This window comes from Microbacterium sp. NPDC057407 (genome assembly GCF_042803895.1).
GTDB lineage: Bacteria > Actinomycetota > Actinomycetes > Actinomycetales > Microbacteriaceae > Microbacterium.
Genome location: NZ_JBHVCA010000005.1, coordinates 164,035 through 184,394, shown reverse-complemented (window position 1 = coordinate 184,394; position 20,360 = coordinate 164,035). Strand labels below are relative to the sequence as shown.

Annotated in this window: 15 protein-coding genes; 5 read left to right on the top strand and 10 right to left on the bottom strand. The window is 71.5% G+C overall.

Going from position 1 to position 20,360, the window contains the following annotated elements; all coding sequences use genetic code 11:
• Positions 1-24: 24 nt before the first annotated feature.
• From ACFUTX_RS14040 to ACFUTX_RS14015, 6 genes are all read right to left on the bottom strand, one after another.
• Entirely contained in the window at positions 25-2,652 is a 2,628-nt protein-coding gene (locus tag ACFUTX_RS14040) for a hypothetical protein (protein WP_378865838.1), read from the bottom strand.
• Between the two features lie 5 nt (positions 2,653-2,657).
• Complete coding sequence (pstS, locus tag ACFUTX_RS14035; RefSeq protein WP_378865835.1) at positions 2,658-4,307, bottom strand: phosphate ABC transporter substrate-binding protein PstS; 1,650 nt, start codon at positions 4,305-4,307, stop codon at positions 2,658-2,660.
• Positions 4,304-5,563 carry a phosphate ABC transporter permease PstA gene (gene pstA / locus ACFUTX_RS14030; protein WP_378865832.1) on the bottom strand — a complete coding sequence of 420 codons (1,260 nt, stop codon included), beginning with the start codon at positions 5,561-5,563 and terminating at the stop codon, positions 4,304-4,306. Before pstA ends, pstS begins: the two co-directional genes overlap by 4 nt.
• Complete coding sequence (gene pstC, locus ACFUTX_RS14025; protein ID WP_378865829.1) at positions 5,563-6,639, bottom strand: phosphate ABC transporter permease subunit PstC; 1,077 nt, start codon at positions 6,637-6,639, stop codon at positions 5,563-5,565. The genes pstA and pstC overlap by 1 nt, the downstream gene beginning before the upstream one ends.
• Before the next feature lie 174 nt (positions 6,640-6,813).
• Positions 6,814-8,508, bottom strand: coding sequence for a PASTA domain-containing protein (locus ACFUTX_RS14020; protein WP_378865826.1), 1,695 nt, complete (start codon positions 8,506-8,508; stop codon positions 6,814-6,816).
• Entirely contained in the window at positions 8,495-9,028 is a 534-nt protein-coding gene (locus ACFUTX_RS14015) for a hypothetical protein (RefSeq protein WP_378865823.1), read from the bottom strand. The genes ACFUTX_RS14020 and ACFUTX_RS14015 overlap by 14 nt, the downstream gene beginning before the upstream one ends.
• 278 nt (positions 9,029-9,306) lie before the next feature.
• On the opposite strand from ACFUTX_RS14015, the gene ACFUTX_RS14010 reads away from it, so the two are divergent.
• A complete protein-coding gene (locus ACFUTX_RS14010) occupies positions 9,307-11,010 on the top strand; it encodes a M23 family metallopeptidase (RefSeq protein ID WP_378865820.1) in 1,704 nt (567 codons plus the stop codon).
• A gap of 50 nt (positions 11,011-11,060) precedes the next feature.
• Entirely contained in the window at positions 11,061-11,996 is a 936-nt protein-coding gene (locus ACFUTX_RS14005) for an FKBP-type peptidyl-prolyl cis-trans isomerase (RefSeq protein ID WP_378865817.1), read from the top strand.
• Between the two features lie 160 nt (positions 11,997-12,156).
• Here the strand turns inward: ACFUTX_RS14005 and ACFUTX_RS14000 are convergent, their stop codons facing one another.
• On the bottom strand, positions 12,157-13,566 hold the full coding sequence (locus ACFUTX_RS14000) for a serine/threonine-protein kinase (protein WP_378865814.1): 1,410 nt from the start codon (positions 13,564-13,566) through the stop codon (positions 12,157-12,159).
• Positions 13,567-13,808: 242 nt separating this feature from the next.
• Here ACFUTX_RS14000 and ACFUTX_RS13995 point away from each other — a divergent pair, with 242 nt between their 5' ends.
• Genes ACFUTX_RS13995 through ACFUTX_RS13985 form a run of 3 tightly spaced genes read left to right on the top strand, consistent with a single transcriptional unit; the run spans position 13,809 to position 16,640 of the window.
• Positions 13,809-14,486 carry a response regulator transcription factor gene (locus ACFUTX_RS13995; RefSeq protein ID WP_378865812.1) on the top strand — a complete coding sequence of 226 codons (678 nt, stop codon included), beginning with the start codon at positions 13,809-13,811 and terminating at the stop codon, positions 14,484-14,486.
• Positions 14,479-15,786, top strand: coding sequence for a sensor histidine kinase (locus tag ACFUTX_RS13990; protein ID WP_378865809.1), 1,308 nt, complete (start codon positions 14,479-14,481; stop codon positions 15,784-15,786). Before ACFUTX_RS13995 ends, ACFUTX_RS13990 begins: the two co-directional genes overlap by 8 nt.
• Before the next feature lie 56 nt (positions 15,787-15,842).
• A complete protein-coding gene (locus tag ACFUTX_RS13985; protein WP_378865806.1) occupies positions 15,843-16,640 on the top strand; it encodes a PepSY domain-containing protein in 798 nt (265 codons plus the stop codon).
• Positions 16,641-16,684: 44 nt separating this feature from the next.
• On the opposite strand, the gene ACFUTX_RS13980 is transcribed toward ACFUTX_RS13985, so the two are convergent.
• The 3 genes from ACFUTX_RS13980 to ACFUTX_RS13970 all read right to left on the bottom strand — a co-directional run bounded on the left by ACFUTX_RS13980 (position 16,685) and on the right by ACFUTX_RS13970 (position 20,235).
• Complete coding sequence (locus tag ACFUTX_RS13980) at positions 16,685-17,689, bottom strand: alpha/beta hydrolase (RefSeq protein ID WP_378865804.1); 1,005 nt, start codon at positions 17,687-17,689, stop codon at positions 16,685-16,687.
• Between the two features lie 63 nt (positions 17,690-17,752).
• Positions 17,753-19,126, bottom strand: coding sequence for an FAD-dependent oxidoreductase (locus ACFUTX_RS13975; RefSeq protein ID WP_378865801.1), 1,374 nt, complete (start codon positions 19,124-19,126; stop codon positions 17,753-17,755).
• Between the two features lie 53 nt (positions 19,127-19,179).
• Positions 19,180-20,235: a polyprenyl synthetase family protein gene (locus tag ACFUTX_RS13970; RefSeq protein ID WP_378865798.1), complete on the bottom strand. Its 1,056-nt coding sequence runs from the start codon at positions 20,233-20,235 to the stop codon at positions 19,180-19,182.
• Between the last annotated feature and the right edge of the window lie 125 nt (positions 20,236-20,360).

Genomic DNA, 20,360 nt, shown 5'->3' with positions numbered 1-20,360 from the left:
CTGTACTGATCCTTTGCGGCCGGATCATGCGCGCCTGCGCAGTCTCGACATGAGCGGCACGGCGGCTGCGGCGGCGAGGCCCGCGGCCACGCCGACCGGAACGGCGGCGGCGATGGGTCCGATGGAGGGGTCTTCGGGCGTAGCCGCCCCGGCGAGCACTCCGGCGGCGTCACCGGTGGCGTCCGGCCCGTCCGGTGTCCCGGCACCCGGGTCGCTGGAGGGCGACTGCGGGGTCGACGGCGAGGTGGCGGGATCTCCGGTCACCGCCGGCGGGGTGTCGCCACCGCCGCTCGTGGGCGGCGTGGCCGGATCCGATGCGATGCCCCGCTCGATGACGTCCGCGGCGAGAAGGGCCTGGGTCACCCACGACTTCGGCAGCGGCGCGTAACCCGGCGGCAGTTCGCCGGAGTCGGTGCCGGGGCTCTGCCCCTGATCGGCGGCGTAGCGGATGAGGTCGGCGTACACGGCCCGGGCCGCGGCATCCGTCTGCCGCGGATTCAGCGCGGCGTACACCGGAACCGTCAGCGGATACGCGGTCGGCGCCGCCTTGGCCTGCGCGCCGGTGAAGTCGAGCTCGAGCACCTTCGACTGCGTCTTCGTCGCCGACATCGCCGCCGCGGCAGCCGCCATGCTGTCCCGCGTCGGCGCGACGAACTCCCCGGCGGGGTTCCGCAGCGACGCGGTGGCCGTCTGATACAGCTCGGCCGCGGGAGCCGTGGTGAGGCCGATGACCTTCTGGCTGCCGAAGAGCTGGCGCACCGAGCTGCCGAATTTCGGCGGCTTGGCGTTCTTGTCCCACTCTCCGAGCACGGCGCCGTCGCCGCGCAGCACCCGGTAGGCGCTGTCGGCGAAGCTGCCCATGTAGGGCCGCCACGTGACGAGGTTGATCGCGCCGCTCCCGTCGGCGGGGTCGCTCTCGCTGGTGTCGGGCTTCTCGATGGGGTCCGCCTTGGGGAAGCTGTTGGTGGGCAGCGTCAGCGCCACTCCGCTCGGGTTGAGGTCGGCGTTGGTCGAGTACCAGGGGTTCACGACCATGCCGTACTCGTCGGGCTCGCCGTCGAGCCAGGCCCGGGCGGCGGGGTCCGACATGACGTACTCCCAGACGCGGGTGGCGATGTCGGAGCGGCCGGCGGGCACCAGGGCGTCGGCGACGGATGCTGCGACCACGATCTGCTTCGACCACTCTGGGTCGTTGATCGCCTGGAACTCCTTGTCCTGCACGATCGTGCGGGGGTTCTTGCCGGGATCGGAGAAGCTCTTGTACCCGATGTGCGCCTTGTCGGCCCCGGCGGGGAGGGCGTCGACGTACGACGCGGTGAGGAGCTTCGCGATGAGGCGAGGAGTCAACCGCAGCTCGGTCATCGGCAGCCCGGCACGCGCCTTCTCTTCTGGCGAGGCGTCGATCGGGTGGGGCTGGCGGTCGATGGCGAACGAGATCGCGATGCCCGAGATGGCGACCGGGGCGTAGGTGACGGGGTCTGCCGTCCCGCCGAGCTGGGCGACGTCGACCGGCCGCGAGGTGAAGGCGAGCGGACTCGGCTCCGTGCCCGCCGCCCGGAGAAGCGCGTCGGCCTCGTTGCTGACGTTCAGCACGAACGGCGCACCGTCGTCACCCTGGCACAGCTGCGGCTGCCACGAGCCGATGGCGTCCGCGATGAGCTCGCTTCCTGCGAGCTGGCGCTCGGCGGCGCCGATCTCGCATCGCACGCCGAGGGGCTTGAACTCGAGCTTCACCGCGAGGTGGTGCTCCCAGGCATCCCACCACAGTCCGGAGCGGGTGATCTCGGACGACCCCGAATCCCCTTGGCCGCGGGGGATGATCACGAGCCAGCAGGACTGCCCGGTGACGGTGCCGTCCGACCGGGTGACCGGTGCGCCACAGCCCAGGGCGGTCGACTGCATGTTGGTCTGCACCTCGAAGGGGACGGATCCGGATCCGTCCGCGCCGGCACCGGCCCACTTCACTTCGTTCGTCGTCGACGCGGTGAAGAAGGGACTGGTGTTGAGGTCGACGAACTCGGCCCCGGTCTTCTGCACGACGTTGCCCGCGGCATCCGTCTTCAGGTTGTTCAGCACCCGGTCGGCGGGCGCGCGTGTCTCGTCGACGATGCCCTGAGGGTTCACGGCGACGAAGGGGATGCCGGTGTAGGTCGGCTCGAAGAAGCTGTCGCTGAAGTCGGTGTACTTACGGTCTTCGTCTGCGACGTCGTCGGCCTCGGTCGTTCCGTCGCGGTAGGTGCCGGCCCCGAGGGTGCCGCCGTACTGGCAGGTGCGGCGATCGGGGTGGCCGGGGTGCTCGGGGTCCTCGCCCCAGCACTGCGCGATCTGGAGGAAGTTCGTGCCGCCCACGGTGCTGGACGGACGCTCCGACGGCTTGCCTCCCGTCCAGCTCACCCGGATGCCCTGCGACACCAGGTCCTTGGTCTGAGAGACCGTCACTTCGAGGTCGGGCATCGGGGCGTCCTCGGCACCGGGCACGAGCGCGTCCCGCGCATTGGTGAGGATGACCGCGCTCGAGGTGGGCTCGTCGCCGCTCGCGGCGGCGGCCGGCTCGGCGTCGACCGCGACGAACCCCGCGCCGAGAAGCGCAGCGGCCAGCAGAGCGACCGCGAAGGCGCTGACGCCGGCGCGCACCCGCCGAGCGCGCGACACGGCGATCACGCCTTCGAGCCCGGGCGCGAGGAGCCGGTTGCGCCTCGCCGCAGTCGCGGCGAGAGGAACGGCGGCACGAGGACGACAGCGAGGAAGAGCAGCACGGCGCCGAGCATCACGGACTGCTGCCAGCCCCACCTGTCCGCGTCGACCGAGAACGGCGACGCGACGGCGACCCCTGAGATCGCCCCATCCCCTGAGATGAGGTTGCCCTCGGAGTCGTAGACCGGCGCATCTCCGCCGGAGCCGCCAGCGGCAGTGTCGGTGCCCGACCCGGAGCCGCCGTCGGCGGCACCGGAACCGCCCGAGCCGCCGGAACCGCCCGAGCCGGCCGAGTCGCCGTCCCCGCTGGCCGAGCCGCCCGTCCCGCCGCCGGTCACCGGAGTGTCTTGCGGGGCACCGGCCGTGCCGGTCGTGCACTGGTTGGGTCCGCGCTTGTCACACGCGGCGGGCTGCTTCGCGGTGAGCGCGAGCTGGTTGTTCGCGGGCGAGTCGCCGGGTTTGAAGGTGGGGTTGTTGCACTTCGCCGGGTCGGTGTTGGCCGTGTTGCCGGGGATGCGCTTGATCTGATCGAATCCCGCGAGCACGAGGTTCATCGGCAGGGGCGAGTACCCGAGGTCCTCGGCCTGGCGCTGACCCTCGCACAGCATGTAGCTCGCGAACACGCTCAGGGTGCTGCCCTTCGCCTTCGTGAACACGCCGCCCACCGCGGTGGGCACGATCAGGTACGAGTAGCTCGACAGCGGGTACGTGCGGGGGTCGGCATTGTTGTAGACGCCGTCGAGGATCTGCGTGAGGTAGGCGGGCGAGGAGGGATCGTTGTTGATGGATGCCTTCAGCAACGCGACGGCGACCGAGTCGGCGGTCGGCTCGACGTAGTAGTCCGCCTTGTTGAGCACCTTCGCCACCGGAAAGCCCTGCTCGAGCGCGTAGGAGTACTCCACGTACGTGATCGCGCCCTCGCCGTAGTTCTGCGCCACGTAGCCGGCCACACCGTCCGACCGCGCCTGCGCTTTGCCGTTCGGGGGCGTCGGGAACTGCGATCGCATGCCCGCCGTCCACAGGTCGGGGTGCTGCTTCGACATCCACAGCGTGAACTGGGCCGAGGTTCCCGAGCCGTCCGACCGCACGACGGGGACGATCGCCTTGTCGGGCATCTTCAGGCCCGGGTTGTCGGCCTGGATGGCGGCGTCGTTCCACTTGCGGATGGCGCCGGTGAAGATCTTCGTGATCACCGCACCCGAGAGGCGCAGGTTCGTCACCCGCTTGCCGGCGATCGTCAGGTGGTACATGAACGCCGTGCCGCCGGCGACGATCGGCATGTAGGCGTATCCGCGCGGCGGCACCTCGGGGGCCGACCCGTCTTCGGGCCGCGTCTGGAAGGGGATCTCGCTGACCGCGAAGGTCTTCGTGTCGTTGATGTAGTCACGACGACCTTGGGTCGATCCGCCGCCGGTGTAGTTGACGGTCATGCCGTAGTTCTGCTTGACGTTGGTGCGCCACTGGTCGAGGGCGTTCTGCGACCAGGTCGACCCCGACCCGTCGATCGGCTCGTACGTGACCGCGGCCGCGGGCGTCGTGCCGCCCCCGACGACCAGTCCGACGGCGAGCAGCGCGGCGATGGCGCGGGCGCCATGACGCTTCCAGGTGTTCATTGCGGTTCCTCCTGCGGACGTTCGGGCGTCCGGGTCGGGGTGGTCTCTGCGACGGTGGGCTCGATCCGGGCGAGGTCGCGACGGGAGCGTGCGAGAGCCGTGCGCTGCTGGCGCGGCGAGAGCACGCCGGGCCCCCGGCCGCCGAGCACGCGGGCGGTGGCGAAGAGGGTGAGCACGAGCAGCATCAGCACCGCGGCGGTGCCGAACCCGCGCGCGATGTAGTTGGGCTCGGGCGACCCGACGAGGGTGAACACCTGCAGCGGCAGCGAGATCATCGGCCCGTCGAACGGGTTGGTGTTGAGCACGTTGGTGACGCCCGAGGTGAGCAGCACGGGCGAGGTCTCGCCGATCCCGCGGGCGGTGGCGAGGATGATGGCGGTCACGAGACCCGAGCGCGCGGTGGGCAGCACGGTGTGCCAGACGGTGCGCCACTTCGAGGCGCCCAGCGCGTAGGACGCCTCGCGGAGATTGCCCGCCACGAGACGCAGCACGACATCGGACGCCCGGATCATGATCGGCAGCATCATGACCGTGATGGCCAGCGCCGCCGCGAAGCCCGAGCGCTGCAGTCCGAGGCCGAGGATGATCGCGGAGTAGACGAACAGGCCGGCGACGATCGAGGGCAGCGCGGTCATGGCATCGACGATGGTGCGCACGAACCGGGCGAACCGGCCGCCGACCTCGTTGAGGAACAGGGCGGTGACGATGCCGAGTGGGATCGTGATGGCCAGCGCGATGCCGATCTGGATGAGCGTTCCCACGATGGCGTGCGCGATGCCGCCCACATCCAAGCCATCGAGCGGGCCGGCGAACTGCATGTCCTGGAAGAAGAAGTTGATGTTCGTGAGGGCATCCCACCCGCGGTACAGGGTGAAGAGCACGACGAACAGCAGGGCGGAGAAGAGGATGACCCCGGCGCTGGCGAGCACGACGGTCATCACGCGGTCTCGCACCTCGCGGCCGTCGGCCGAGATGCTCACCAGCAGCGCGTAGATGAGCACGAACGTGAGGAAGGCGACGACCACGAAGCCAGCGATGCCGCTGAGCGGCGCGATCCAGCCGAACAGCAGCCCGGCCACCGCGAGCGCAGCGGCCGCCGCGCCGAGCAGAGCGAACCGGTCCTCGAGGCGCGCCGCGTGCACCTCGCGCCGCTCCCCCACCTCGGTGGCATCGCGCACGGGGATGTGGGTGCGGGGCTCGAAAGCGTCGGGGGTGACGGATGCCTCGGCCGGCGCCTCCTCCACGGTGATGGTCATCATGCCTCGCTTTGAGCGCCCGAGCGCGACCGGGCGACGATCGACGAGGCCGAGAAGTTCACGACGAGCGTGATGATGAAGAGCACGAGACCCGCCGCCATGAGCGCGGAGAGGGCGAACTCGCTGGCCTCGCCGTAGCGCAGCGCGATGAGGGCCGACACCGAGTTCGCGCCGGTCTTGAGCACCTGCCCGTTGATGAAGAAGATCGGCGAGATGATCATGTAGACCGCGATCGTCTCGCCCAGCGCACGGCCGAGGCCCAGCATCGTGCCGCCGATGATGCCGCCGCGACCGAACGGCAGCACGACCGCGTGGATCATGCCCCAGCGCGTGGAGCCGAGCGCGTATGCCGCCTCGCGCTCCCCGGCCGGGGCCTGCATGAAGGCTTCGCGCATGATCGAGGTCTGCGTGGGCACGACCATCAGCGCCACGACGATCCCGGCGATGAAGGCTGACGAGGTGAAGGCCGAGGCATCCGTCAACGGCGCGCCCTGATCGTCGGTGACCGCGAAGAACGGAATCCAGCCGAAATAGGTCGAGATCCAGCGCGAGACGGGAATCACCGCCTCCTGCAGGAAGAAGACGCCCCACAGTCCGAAGACCACGCTGGGGACGGCCGCCATGAGGTCGACGAGGCTGATCGCCCACTGCTTCAGTCGGCCCCGCAGCACCTCCGAGATGAGCAAGGACGTGCCGAGAGCGAGGGGCACCGAGATGCACATCGCGATGATCGCGATCGTGATCGTTCCGAAGAGAACGGCAGCGATGCCGAACTCGCCCGTCTCGGGCGACCACTGCTGCTCCGTGAGGAAGCTCACCCCCACCCCGTCGGGGGGAAGGATCGCCTGACCCGCGCGCAGGGCGAGGAACAGGCCGACCGCGAGCATGATCGCCACCGTGGTGCCGCCGGCCGCGAACGCGACACGGCGGAACACGGTGTCGGCGAGCGTGGGCGCGGCCTTGAGCGACCGTGCGGTCTGGTCCACGTCGGCGGCGGGCGGCAGCACCGTGGTGTCGTCGACGAGCACGGTGGTGAACAGGGCGTCGTCGCCCCGCGTGGTGCGGTCAGGGCTCACGACGACGTCTCACGACACGACGAGTCAGCCATCGGTCTCCTCGGGTGGAAGCTGAAGGCTCGGGGGCAGGGCGGCTCCCCAGGCCACCGTCACTCTGAGGGCCGAAGGTGAACGCCGCGCGGCGTGCCAGCCAAGAAGGTGTGTACCCGTTGTTGAGGAGGAATGAGCGCGCGATCATGGCGCGGGCGTCGGAGAGATCGTTGGGGTCGGCACGGGGGAGGGATTGGGCGAGGGATCCACCGGGCGCGGCGTGGTCGTCGGTTCGGGGAACGCCGCCGGGAGGATCGTCACCGAGGAACCCACGAGGTGGATGGTGCCGCCTGCCGGATCGGTCCCCGCGACGGGCGACCTCGACGCATCGGTGGCGGCGAAGGCGGGCGCGAATCCGGCTGACTGCAGCGCGGCGACGGCGGCGGCACGGGTCATCCCGGTGACGTCGGGGACGGCGTTCCACCCCGAGGCGACCATCAGCTCCACCTGCTCCCCCACCGCGAGGCGGCTTCCCGCGGCAGGATCCGACGCGACGACGGTGTCGCGCGGACGCGGCCCGTGGACGGGGGTGATCGGAGCCGCCTCGAACCCCGCAGCACGGAGCGCATCCACGGCCTCGGCCGTCGAGTACCCGGCGAGGTCGGGCACCGCGGCGAACACGGCCGCGGGAGGGACGGTCGCCGCGACGGAGGGAGCCGGCGCGGCGACCGAGGCCGACACGGACGGGGACGGCGGGGGCTCCACCTCCGCCAGCGACACCGAGGGCGACCGCGACACGAGGAGCGCGACCGCGACAGCGACCAGCGCGGCCGCGGCTGCCGACAGTCCTGTGCGCGCGAGGATTCCGCCACGCCTCGGCGCCGGGGCGGAAGCCGGTGCATCTTCGGGCGCTGCCTGGCGCGGTCGTATGGACTCCGCTGCGTCGGCGGCCGCATGCGCACGTGCCGCCGCCACCGCGGACGCCGACCGCGCCGGGCTGCGGATGACGATGGGCGCGGACCCCGGTTCACCCGCGGTCGCGGCGGCGAGCGCGCGCCTCATCGCCGTCGCTGTGGGGAACCGGTCGTCCGGGTCCTTCATCATCGCGCGCGCCACGACACGATCGAGCCGGCGCGGCACGTGGGGGTTCACCTCGGACGGCACCGGCGGTGGCCATTCGAGATGCGCCCGCACCGTTTCGCCCACGCTGTCGCACGGAAAGGGAGGGCCGCCGGTCAGCGCGAAATACAGCAAGCCGCCGACCTGGTACACGTCTCCCCTCGCGTCGACGGGCTCGCCGCGCGCCTGCTCCGGGGAGAGATAGTTGACGTTCCCGATCACGCCCTCGCGGCCGGTCGCCCGCGCGCTGAGCAGCTCGTCGGTCGCGAGCGCCGTCGTGCCCGAGGCATCCGCGGATCCGAAATCGAGCAGCTTCACACTGTCGCGATCACGCGCGGGGTCGACCATCACGTTCGAAGGCGAGACGTCGCGGTGCGCCAGACCGAGGGCATGGGCCGCGCTGAGCCCTCGCAGCACGGCGCCCACGACGGACGAAGCTTCCGCGGGAGGGAGCGGCCCCCGCTCGGCGACGAGACGGGCGAGCGTCGTGCCCGGTGCGCGCTCGAGCGCGATCCAGCTCCCGTGCGTCTCGTCGGTCCCCGCCGCGAGGACGCGGACGATGTTCGGATGCTGCAACCGCATCGCCCGCGCGGCTTCGGCGAGGAACGCCGCCCGGGCGGCGGGCCGCGCGGAGAGATGAGCATGCAGCACCTTCAACGCGACCGCCGCGCCCGACTCGACGTCGACCGCGGCGTGCACCGTGGCGGACCCTCCCGCGCCGAGCAGCTCGCCCCGCGCGAAACGGCCGTCGACCAGCGACGACGGGTCAGGTGCTCGCATACGGAACCGCGGGCGGCCGGCGACGATATCGTCCGGACGAATCGCTGCGGTCGGGGGTCTCCCAGACCACCGCGGTTCGGAATGCGTGCAGCGCGCCGGCCGCCGCGAGAGCCCCGGCAGAGATCGAGCTGTACCAGCGGCTGCACGTCACCACGGGCACGTCGTCGGCGACGATCACCCAGCCGCGCGACCCGTTGTGAGGACCGTGGATCAGCTCGATCGACAGCGCATCCGAATCGGCCTGCAGCTGCTCCACGTGGGCTCGTGCGGTCGAATACCGGCGATACAGAACGTAACTCCGGCCCAGCTCCCGGTTGTTCGTCGCCAGCAGTCGCCAGAGCACCGACTCGGGGTGCACGGGCGGCGCCGCCGTGTGTGTGCGGGAGGGCTCTCGCGCGGGTCCGGCCAGGAGTCCACGGAATCGCGCCCAGGCCACCAGCATCGGGTCGTCCGCTGCCGCGAACTCGGTGAACCTCACCCGGGCCGCGGCGGCTCCCGCCCCGGAATCATTGAACGCCAAGGGAAGTCCCCATTCCCGACGCGCGCATCGCCGTCGACCTGTCGCTGAAGACCCCACCTCGGATTGCTGTTCGGGTCAGCACGGAGGGCGTCCGAAGCAGATCGTGGGGCCCCACCGTGAATTCCGCTGCCGTGTCCGTCATCCATTGCGTGACCGGTGGGTTACGTAGCGGTTCTGGTGCGGTCGAGCCCCTGCCCGCATCCGTCGTTGAGCCCCGATTCACATCTCCCTCGCTCCGATGTCACCGTCTCGATACCTCGTCGGCCGACCGTGGGCGCGTGAAGCGTTCCACCCGTCCGGCACCTCTCCGGCGTGCGCTCGCGTTAACCATCGCGGTCGTCGTGGCCGCCGGGCTCGTCGGATCCGGGTCGCCGTCGGTGGCGACGGCGGCGTCGATCGTCGATGACACGACCACACCTGCGCCGGTGGAACCGGTAGACCCGGTCCCCGACCCCGCCGGCCCTTCGCCCGAGCCGGAACCGCAACCCGAGCCCCACCCCAGTGCTCCCGTCACGCCGACTCCGGCGCCGCGCCCGACGATCCCACAGGACCCGTTCGTGCCCCGGCCGACCCCCACGACCCCACCGCGCGATGTGACGCCGAGCGACCCCTGGGCGCCGGTGCCCGACGGGCAGGCGCCTCCCACGACGAAGCCGTCGGCGATAGAGCAGCTGACCCCGGACGGCCCCACCCCGATCGCGGCGCCGGCATCGTTCGGACTGGTGTACCCGACCAACCCGTGGATCTACAACGGGCTCGAAGGCACGCGCTACCTCGACGTGCGTGAACGCGACGGCAGCCGCGTGACCCGCTGGCACATGGGCATCGACGCGCAGGGCCGCGTACGTCAGCCGATCTTCGCCGTGGCGCCGGGGGTGGTCCAGAGCGGCACCTGGGGAACCACCCGCCAGGACGGGCACGGCTACGGCAATCAGGTTCAGATCGCGCACGCCCAGGGCTTCGCGACGCGCTACGCCCATCTCGCCGACCCACCGCTGGTGCGGCCCGGTGAGCGGGTGAAGGCGGGCCAGATCATCGGGTACATGGGCGGCAGCCAGCGCGGCGACCTTGCTGCGCTTTCCCGTCACCTCCACTTCGAGGTGACGAAGAACGGCGTCCACATCGACCCGATCGCGTTCCTCGAAGGCGCGAAGCCCGCGGCCGACGAGCGCCGCGCGGACGCGACCCGGGCGACGGGGGCGCAGCTGTACGAGTTGCGCCCAGACGGGGCATCCTTCGTCTCGACGGCCACGGGAGTCCGTCTCGAGGCCACCGCTCTCACCGCCGTGGCCACGGCCGACGGCGCAGTCGAGATCCTCGCCAGCGAGGGTGGGCGACTCGTCTCGCTCACGCGCAGCTCCGGCAGGTGGGCGAAGGACGACACCGGTGTTGCTCTGGACGCCAGCAGTCTCTCCGGCGCCGACACGGGGTCGCAGCATCCGGAACTCCTCGCCGTCGAAGACGGCACCCTGGTTCACCTCGCGTACGGCCCGGACGGGTGGAACAAGACGTCGACGGGCCACGAGTTCTCGGGAACCGTCACCGCCGTGAGCCTGCCCGGCGGCCGGATCGAGGCGCTGCTCGAGCAGTCCGGCTACCTGTACCAGCTCACCCCGGCCGACGGCGGCCTGTGGAACATCACAGACACCGGCGTCGAAGTCGGCGACGGCCTCGACGCTGTCTACGCGGGCGGCGACCAGCCGGAGGCGATGACGACCATCGGGGGCACCCTGCACCGGGTGTCGTGGAGCGGCGGCGCGTGGACCGCCCAGGCGACGGGCCTTCCGGCGACGGGCGACCTCGCGACCGTCTACCAGGACGGCGGCTGGCCGAGCGCCCTCACGCTTGAGTCCGACAGCATCGCGCTCACCCGCGTCGAGGGCGGCGTCTGGACCCGCTACACCTACACGGCCCGCCCGCCCGGAACGGTCTTCGATGCGGTCGTGGTCGGCGGCGAGCCCGTCGTCTACGCGGCCGGGTGACGGGACTGCCAGCTGTGAACCTCGAGATCCAAGGCCCCCGGAGGACCCCCATGCGCACCCGCGCCGCCGCTGCCCTGTTCGTCGCCACCGCCGCTCTCGCCGCGGGGCTTCTGACCGGGTGCACGCCGAGCGCTGCGGAATCCGAGCTGCAGGTGCCGACGCCGGTCGACCTGTGCGCGGCCGCGGCTCCGGCCGGCCCGGCCTCCGACGCGGTGGCCGTCGCAGGCGAGGTCGGATCTCCGGCCACCGTGACGCTCGCGTCGCCGCTGTCGATCACCGGCACGGAACGCACGGTCGTCGTCGAGGGCGATGGTCCGGAAGTGGATGCCTCGAGCCTCGTCTCGTACGCGATGACGGTGTACGACCCGGCCACCGGTGCCGCCGTGCAGAGTCAAGGCTATGACGACGCGGCGACTCTTCCGGTGCCGGCCGCGTCACTCGGGCAGTACATCGGCTGCGCTCCGGTCGGCTCACGCGTCGTGGTGACGGTACCGGCGAGCGACGCGGATGCCGCGAGCGTGCGCGTGTTCGACGTGCTCGATACCCGGCCCGGCGTCGCGACCGGGGAGCAGCAGTCACCCGTCGACGGCATGCCCTCGGTCGAGCTGTCCGACGGCGGAGCGCCGACGGTGACCATCCCCGGCGCCGAACCTCCGGCCGAGACGCGGATCGCCGTGCTCAAGAAGGGCGACGGCGACCGGATCGAGCCGGGTGACACCGTCATGCTGCACTACTCGGGCGTGCGGTGGTCGGACGGCACCGTCTTCGACTCGAGCTGGGCGCAGGGCGCTCCGACCGTACTGACGACGTCGAACGTGATCGATGGCTACCGCGAGGCACTGGAAGGGCAGACGGTCGGCTCCCAGGTGCTCGCCGTGATCCCGCCGGGCGCCGCCTACGGCGAAGGATCGATCAACGAGGACGACCTGGTGGGCGAGACGCTCGTCTTCGTGATCGACATCCTCGCCACGACCCCTGCGCCCTGATCGGTAGCTCGACATCGAACGGTCGGGCCGTGGCATCCGCAATCCTCACCCTCGCCGGCTGACGCGCGACCCGCACCCTCGAGTCGCCAAGACACGCCGCTCGCCGCGCGCGCGGTCGGCGTGTCTTGGCGACTCGGGCGCGCCAAGCGCGCAGGGGCAGTCAGTCGTCGTCGCGCTCTTCCTTGTCGCGCTGCTTGCGCTCCTCCTCGGCCTGCTTCTTCTGCTCGCGTTCGAGCTTCTTCTGCTCTTCCTCGGCTTTCTTCGCGGCCTCCTCCGCGGCCTTGCGCTCCTCTTCGGTCAGGCCTGCGTCGTCCACGCCGGTGTCGTCCTCGGCCGGCGCGGGCTCGTCCTCCACCGGCTGTTGGTCGGCCGGCTCCGTGGGCGCGGGCTGCGGTGGATCGGCGGGCGAGCCGAGCGACGAGATCACCGCCGCCGCCCCGATGCCGATCACGAGAGCCACCAGCACCGCCGCGAGGACGACGAGCAGACGGCGGCGTCGAGGATTCGATGCGAGGGTCCGCCGATCGGCGGCGAGCGGTGGCGGCGACCCGGGGTCGGTCAGCACAGCGGTGGGGGCGGCCTCGGCCGACGGGCCCGCCGCGGCCGCGGCCGCTGCGGCGCCGCCGAGCGCGGCCACCCCCGCCACTCCGGCACCCGCAGCCGGTGCGAGCAGCGTCGGAGCGGTGACGGGAACGGTCGCGGCACTCGTGGACGCGCTCGCGGGCACTGTCGTCGAGGCATCCGTCGCGAGCCGTTGCGCGGCCTTCGCCACCTGGGCAGCGGTCGGGCGGCGCGAGGGATCGACGGCGAGCATGCGCGCGAGAAGGTCGCCCCATCCCGCACCCAGCGAAACCGGGATCACCGGCGGGGTCTCGGCGCGCGCGAGCACCGCGTCGATTCCCGCTCCGTGCGGGTGCGCCCGCTCGCCGGTGAGGGCTTCCAGCAGCACGAGACCCAGGGCATAGATGTCGGATGCCGCGGCCGGCTCTCCCCCGCGGATCTGCTCCGGAGCGAGATAGGCCATCGTGCCGATCACCAGCCCGGGCGACGTCAGGCGCGCGGTGTCGAGCAGATAGGCGATGCCGAAGTCGGCGAGCTTGGCGCGCGGACGCCCACCGGGAATCTGCGGCGGGCTGAGCAGCACGTTCGACGGCTTGATGTCGCGGTGCACGACTCCGGCGCGGTGCACGACGTGCAGCGCCTCGGCGAGCTCGCCGGCCAGATGCGCGACCACCGCGGGCGGAAGCGCGCCGACCGCGAGCCGCGACGCCAGCGTCGGGCCGTCGACGAACTCCATCACGAGGTACTCCGGCTGCCCCGGCACGAGGCGCGCGTCGAACAGCGTCACAAGAGAGGGATGGTTGAGCGAGGCGAGCACGGTCATCTCGCTGCGGGCGCGCTCGGAGGTGGCGCCGTCGATGCCCGGGCGCATGACCTTGACGGCCACCGTGCGGCCCAGCGTCACGTCCTCGGCGCGATACACGCGCGCCATGCCGCCTTCGCCGACGCAGTCGCCGAGCCGGTATCGACCGTCCAGCAGTGCTGCGGTCTCCTCTTCCTCCCCGGGCATCCGATCCTCCCCGTCGCCGACGTCGGGCGCACGGCGACCCATCGAACCTAACCCGACGGCCGCGCGACCGCCGCCCCCTTGACCGAGACGCTCGAGCGTCGAAACGTCTCGGTGCCGGATGCCGCGGCCTCAGGCATCCGCGTGCTCTCCGCGACTCGTTCCCTAGGCGCCGGCCCCCCGCCCGGCGCCGCCGCGCCGCTTCTTCAGGTCGGATTCAGCGCTGAGCGGCGAGACTGGTCCCGATGCGGATTCTGGTGGTCGACGACGAGGCGCGCCTCGCGGACGGTGTGCGGCGCGGCCTCGAGGCCGAGGGCTTCGCCGTCGACGTCGCTCACAACGGCGTGGACGGTCTGTGGCGCGCCCGCGAGAACCGCTACGACGCGATCGTGCTCGACCTGATGATGCCCGGCATGAGCGGCTGGAAGGTGTGCGAGGCGCTGCGGGCCGAGCAGAACTGGACCCCGGTACTCATGCTCACCGCGAAGGACGGCGAGTGGGACCAGGTCGAGGCGCTGGACGGCGGCGCCGACGACTACGTGACGAAGCCCTTCTCGTTCTCCGTCCTCGTCGCACGGCTGCGCGCGCTGATCCGGCGCGGCGGCGTCGAACGGCCCGTGGTGCTCGAGGCGGGAGACCTCACGCTCGACCCGGCAGCCCACCGCGTCTCACGCGGATCCACGCCCATCGTCCTGACCTCTCGCGAGTTCGCCGTGCTCGAGTACCTGATGCGCCATCGCGGGCAGGTGCTGTCGAAGCGGGACGTGCTGACGGGCGTGTGGGACGACGACTTCGACGGCGACCCGAACATCGTCGAGGTGTACATCGGCCATCTCCGCCGCAAGATCGACCGGCCGTTCGGGCGCGAGGCGATCGAGACGGTGCGCGGGGCGGGCTATCGGCTGGCGGCGAACGGTGGCTAGCGGCCGCTGGCGCTCGGTGCGGGCGCGGACGACCCTGTGGGCGACGCTCGTCGTCGCGGTAGCGGTCGGGCTCGGCGCCGTCGCCTTCTACGCGGTGCTCGACGCCGGCATCCGCGCGGGCGCCGAGCGGTCGGCAGAGCTCCGCCTCGACGAGCTCTCGTCGCGCATAGAAGACGGCGGACCCCGGGCGGTCGCCGACCTCGACGACGAGGTGGCGGTGGTCGTGTCGGACGACGGTCGAATTCTCGCGGCGAGCGACGAGGCGCAGGAGCGCACCTGGACTGCGAGTGACGAACCGCAGGTCGTCACGGTCGACGACGAGCCCGTGCTGGTCGTTGCGGAAGAGCTCGACGGCGACGGCATCCTGCTCGTCGGCGTCTCGCTCGACGACGACCGAGCCACCCTCGCGACCGTGGCGGGCCTCCTCGCCGTCGCCGTCCCCACGCTGACCCTGCTCGTCGCGCTTCTCACCTGGTGGGTGGTCGGGCGCGCGCTGCGTCCCGTGGAGCGGATCCGCGAGAACGTCGAGAAGATCACGGCCGAGCGGCTCGACCGACGCGTCCCCGTGCCCGATTCGGGTGACGAGATCGCGACGCTCGCGGTCACCATGAACGGCATGCTGGATCGACTGGATGCCTCGGCTCGCGCGCAGCGCCGATTCGTCTCGGATGCCTCGCACGAACTGAGATCGCCGCTCGCGACGATCCGCCAGCATGCCGAGCTGGCGATCGCCCATCCCGAGTCGACGTCGGTGCGGCAGCTCGCGGACGTCGTGCACGACGAAGGGCTGCGCCTCCAGGGACTCGTGGATGCCCTGCTGCTCCTGTCGCGCCTCGACGAAGGCGGTCGGTCGGGCGAGGTGCAGGATGTCGACCTCGACGACATCGCGCTCGGCGAGGTTACGCGACTGCGAACGCTCGGTCTGCAGGTCGACGGCTCGGGCGTCGGAGCGGCACGCGTGCGCGGAGATGCCCGCATGATCGGGCAGCTGGTGCGAAATCTGACCGACAACGCCGCCCGCCACTCGCGAGGGCGGGTGGCGATCAGCGTCACGACCCGCGACGGGGTCGCCATGCTCACGGTGGAGGACGACGGCGACGGCATTCCGCCCGCGGAGCGCGACCGCGTCTTCGAGCGGTTCGTGCGACTCGACGAGGCTCGAGCTCGCGATGCCGGTGGCAGCGGCCTCGGGCTGTCGATCGTCCGCGGCGTCGCTGAAGCGGCGCGCGGCACGGTCGCGGTGACCGAGTCGCGGTGGGGTGGCGCACGCTTTGCGGTCACGCTGCCCGCGGCATCCTGAATCCGCATTCAGCACTCTTCAGCGCAGCTTCAGTGCCCGCGCGCGACCATCGGACCATGACCGATCCGAACAGCAAGCACCCCGACAACGACCGCACGCAGCCCGTCCCGGATGCCGCGGCGAGGACAGACGCGACCACCGGCACCGACGGTGCCACGGTGACCACGAACACGGCTGACGGTTCCGGCAGGAAGCTCAGCCCGCGCCGGCGCACCCTCGTGACCGCTGTCGTCGCGACGGTCGGCGCGATCGCGCTGGTCGGCGGAGGGGTCGCTGCGGGCACCGCGATCGCCGACGAGGTCGGCGACGACGACGACCGCACCAGCGCCCAGACTCAGGCTGACGACGACGGCACCGCCGACGACAGCCGCGACGATGACGGCACCGACGACCGCGGTTCGGACGACACCGGCACCGACGACGACGACTCCTCGGCGGGCGACGTGCGCGGAACGACATCGGCCGACGAGCTCATCGGCGCCATCGACGCAGCCGCCGAAGCGAGCGACGGCGAAGCGACCTCGATCGAGGCCGAAGCCGGCGGGGCCTGGGACGTCACGTTCCATGCCGCCGACGGCGCCGAAACCGAGGTGCGGGTCGACGGCGACGGCACGGCGAGCGTGGTCTCGGAGGAGGGCGCCGACGACTCCGCGCCGGAAGGCGCTCTCGACGGCGCCACCGTCGACGCGCTCGTGGCGGCGGCGCTGGCTGACACCGACGGCACGATCCTCGAGCTCAGCCTCGACGACGACTCCACCGCGATCTACGAGGTCGTCCTGCGCGACGCGGACGGGAGCGTAATCGAGCTGACGCTCGACGCCGACTTCGCCGTCGTCGGTTTCGACGTGGACTGATCCCGAGCCCCGCGGGCGAGTCCAGGCCCCAAGACGAAGACGGTTCAGGAGACCGGATGCCTCGGCACGAGGCATCCGGTCATCCATGTCTCCAGCAGCCGGTACGCGGCGGCTCGCGGTTCCGGTCGAGACAGGAAGACATCGTGGATGGCGCCGGGGATGCGGCCGACGGTGACGAGCGGGCCGATCCGGGTCGCGCTGCGCGCGATGTCGTCGACGACGAGGACCGAGTCCGACGAGGTCATCGCCTCGTCCCAGGCCAGCGGCGGCGACGAACGGGTCGAGAGCAGCACAAGCGCCGGGCATCCGACGTCGAGGCCTGTCGCGACGCGGCGGTGGCCGTCGAGGATCGCGGCGAGCCAGGCCGGCCGTGTGGGGAAGCCGCGCTCGGGCCGCCACGTGGGCTGTTCGATCGGCAGCGGCAGCGCGCCGACCTCGGTCTGCGCCCGCGTATAGAAGCCGAGGTCGACCGCCGGCTGCGTCCCCCGCGGGTCGATCCGGGCGCGAGCGTGCACGAGCGGCGCGATCGCCTGCCGCCCGATCGCCCCCACCTGCAGTTCGAGCCACGGGCTGTTCAGCACGAGAGCCGACGCCCTCCCTCGGTGCCGGTCGGCCCAGAGCGTCAGGGTGAGACCCCCGGTGGAGTGCCCCAGGAGGACGAGCCGGCGCGAAGGTGCGGCATCCGTCCCCTGTCCCATCTCGGCGAGCGCGGCCTCGATGTCGGTGTCGTAGTCGTCGAGCGAGTCGATGAATCCCGGATCCTGCCCCGGTCGCAGGCTGCGCCCGTAACGGCGCAGGTCGAGGGCGTAGAAGCGGGCGCCGAGGGCGTTCCAGAAACGGGCGAGCTCGGTCTGGAAGAAGAAGTCCGACCAGCCGTGCACGTACAGCACGTCGACGTCACGAAGAGGTCGCAGCCACGAGGCGACCGGGTTCGGGATGCTGCGCACCAGCGTTGCGACGACCGCCTCGCCGGCATCGTCGACACCCAGGTCGAGCGTCAGCTGCTCGAACCGTTGCCCGAGGACGTCGGGTACCCACTGCCCCGCCATGCGCCGAGCCTAGCGAAGTCGATCCGCGGGGCCCGAGTCGGGCCGGACCACGTCGAACCGCGCCTACTCGCCGCGCGAGATCGCCACCATGTCTTCGCGGGGCACGACCTTCACGCGCGCACGGCCGTGCGGGGCACCGAGACCCATCTCGTGCTCGTCGAGGCGGTGCCAGCCATCGAGGTCGGTCCAGCGCACGCCACGCGAAGCGAGCAGGGCGGGGATGGATGCCTCGGACGGGTCTTCCGGGTTCCACCACGAGCCCTGGTCGTTGATGAGGTGGCGGACCGTCTCCATCGCGTCGGACTTCGTGTGGCCGATGAGGCCGACCGGTCCGCGCTTGATCCAGCCGGTGGCGTAGACGCCGGGCACCCGCTGGTTCGAGTCCTTGTGCAGCGCCTGGCCCTCGTGGTTGGGGATGACGCCGTGACGCTTGTCGAACGGAACCCCGGGCAGCGGCGATCCGAAGTACCCGACCGCGCGGTAGATCGCCTGGATCGGCAGCTCGCGGATCTCGCCGGTGCCGACGACCCCGCCCTCGCCGTCGGGACGCGTGCGCTCCCAGCGGAACGCCGCCACCCGGCCGTCGGCGTCCTTCACGACCTCGAGCGGCTTGGCATAGAAGTGCAGGTGCAGACGCCGCGACGCCGACCCGCCGGCGTTGTTCACCGACTCGCGCTGGCGCCACGACTGCAGCACGCGGTCGATGACGAGGACCTGCTTGTTGCTCGCGATCGCAGCGCGCGACGCCTCGTCGTAGTCGAAGTCCTCGTCGTAGACGACCATGTCGACGTCGCGCAGCTCGCCCAGTTCGCGCAGCTCGAGCGGCGTGAACTTCACCTGGGCGGGACCGCGGCGGCCGAACACGTGCACGTCGGTGACGCGCGAGGCGGCGAGCCCTTCGTATACGTTGGCGGGGATCTCGGTCGGCAGGAGGTCTTCGGCGTGCTTCGCGAGCATGCGCGAGATGTCGAGCGCGACGTTGCCGTTGCCGATCACTGCGACCGATTCGGCGTCGAGCGGCCATTCGCGGGGCACGTCGGGGTGCCCGTCGAACCAGCTCACGAAGTCCGCCGCGCCGTGCGAGCCTTCCGCGTCGATGCCCGGGATGTCGAGCGACGAGTCGCGGATCGCACCGGTCGCGAAGATGACGGCGTTGTAGTGGCGCTTGAGGTCTTCGAGGGTGATGTCCTCACCGAACCGCACGTTGCCGAAGATGCGGATGTCACCGCGGTCGAGCACCTCGCGCAGGGCGGTGATGATGCCCTTGATCCGCGGGTGGTCGGGGGCCACGCCGTACCGAACGAGACCGTACGGGGCCGGAAGCTGCTCGAAGAGGTCGATCGACACGTCGAACTTGCGCTCGGCCTTCAGCAGGATGTCGGCGGCATAGATGCCTGCCGGGCCCGCACCGACGATCGCGAGTCGGAGCTTGGTCATGGTGGTCCTTTCGGGAGAACTGCGAAGATCGGATGCCGCGCCCGGCGCCGCGCTCAGCTCGAGCGGTCTGCGACAGCCTGCGCGAAGCGGGTGAGCGCCTCACGGACCGCGCCGTCGGGCAGCGGGGCGAGGGCGTCGACGGCCTCGCGCGACCACGCGTGTGCGAGGTCGAGGGTCGCCTGAGTGGCTTCGTGGTCGCGGAGTTCGGCGAGCGCGTCGTCGAGGAGAGCGGGGTCGGCGCCTTCGGCGATGCGCTCGACGCCGTCGTCGATGCGTTCGCGAAGGGCGAGGGAGGAGGCATCCGTCCGCTCCGACAGCACCAGGTAGGGCATGGTGGGCACCCCGGCGCGCAGGTCGGTGCCGGGCACCTTGCCGGTCTCGTCGGGGTCGGCGGACAGGTCGATCACGTCGTCGAGCAGCTGGAACGCGACGCCCGCCTTCTCGCCGAACGTCACCATCGGCGCCTCGAACTCCTTCGGGCCGTTGGAGAAGATCACGCCGGTCTGCGCGGCCGCCGCGATGAGCGACCCGGTCTTGTCGGAGAGCACCTGCAGGTAGAACTGCACGCGGTCGTCGCCCTCCTGCGGGCCGATGGTCTCGTGCATCTGACCGAGCACGAGCCGCTCGAAGGTGTCGGCCTGCAGCTTGATCGCGCGGTCTCCGTGGCGGGCCATGATCTGGCTCGCGCGGGAGAACAGCAGGTCGCCGGTGAGGATGGCGACGCTGTTGCCCCAGACCGCGTGCGCACTGGGGACGCCGCGGCGCTTGTCGGCGGCATCCATCACATCGTCGTGATACAGCGAGCCGAGGTGCGTCATCTCGAGGGCGGCGGCGCCCTCGATGACCTCAGGCGTGGCGCCGTCGCCCAGCTGAGCGGCGAGAAGGGCGAGGATCGGGCGGATGCGCTTGCCGCCCGCGTCGTACAGGTAGCGGCTGGTGGCGTCGGCGAGCGCATCGGCCGACCGCAGCTCGCTCTCGAGCGCGGCGTCGACGCGTTTGAGCCCGGCCTCGACGGTGGACAGCAGCCTGCGCGAGCGAGGTCCGGCGAAGATGCGGTCGGTGAGGCCCAGCTTGCCCGCGATGCGCGAGCCCGACGCTGAGGGTGTCACCCTCCCAGCCTACCGGGGCGCGTGCCCGCCCCGTCCCGCCCGCGAGCCCGTCCTGCCGGCCCCCGTGCCCTGAGTCGCCAAGACACGCCGACCGAGCGACGCGGGAACGGCGTGTCTTGGCGACT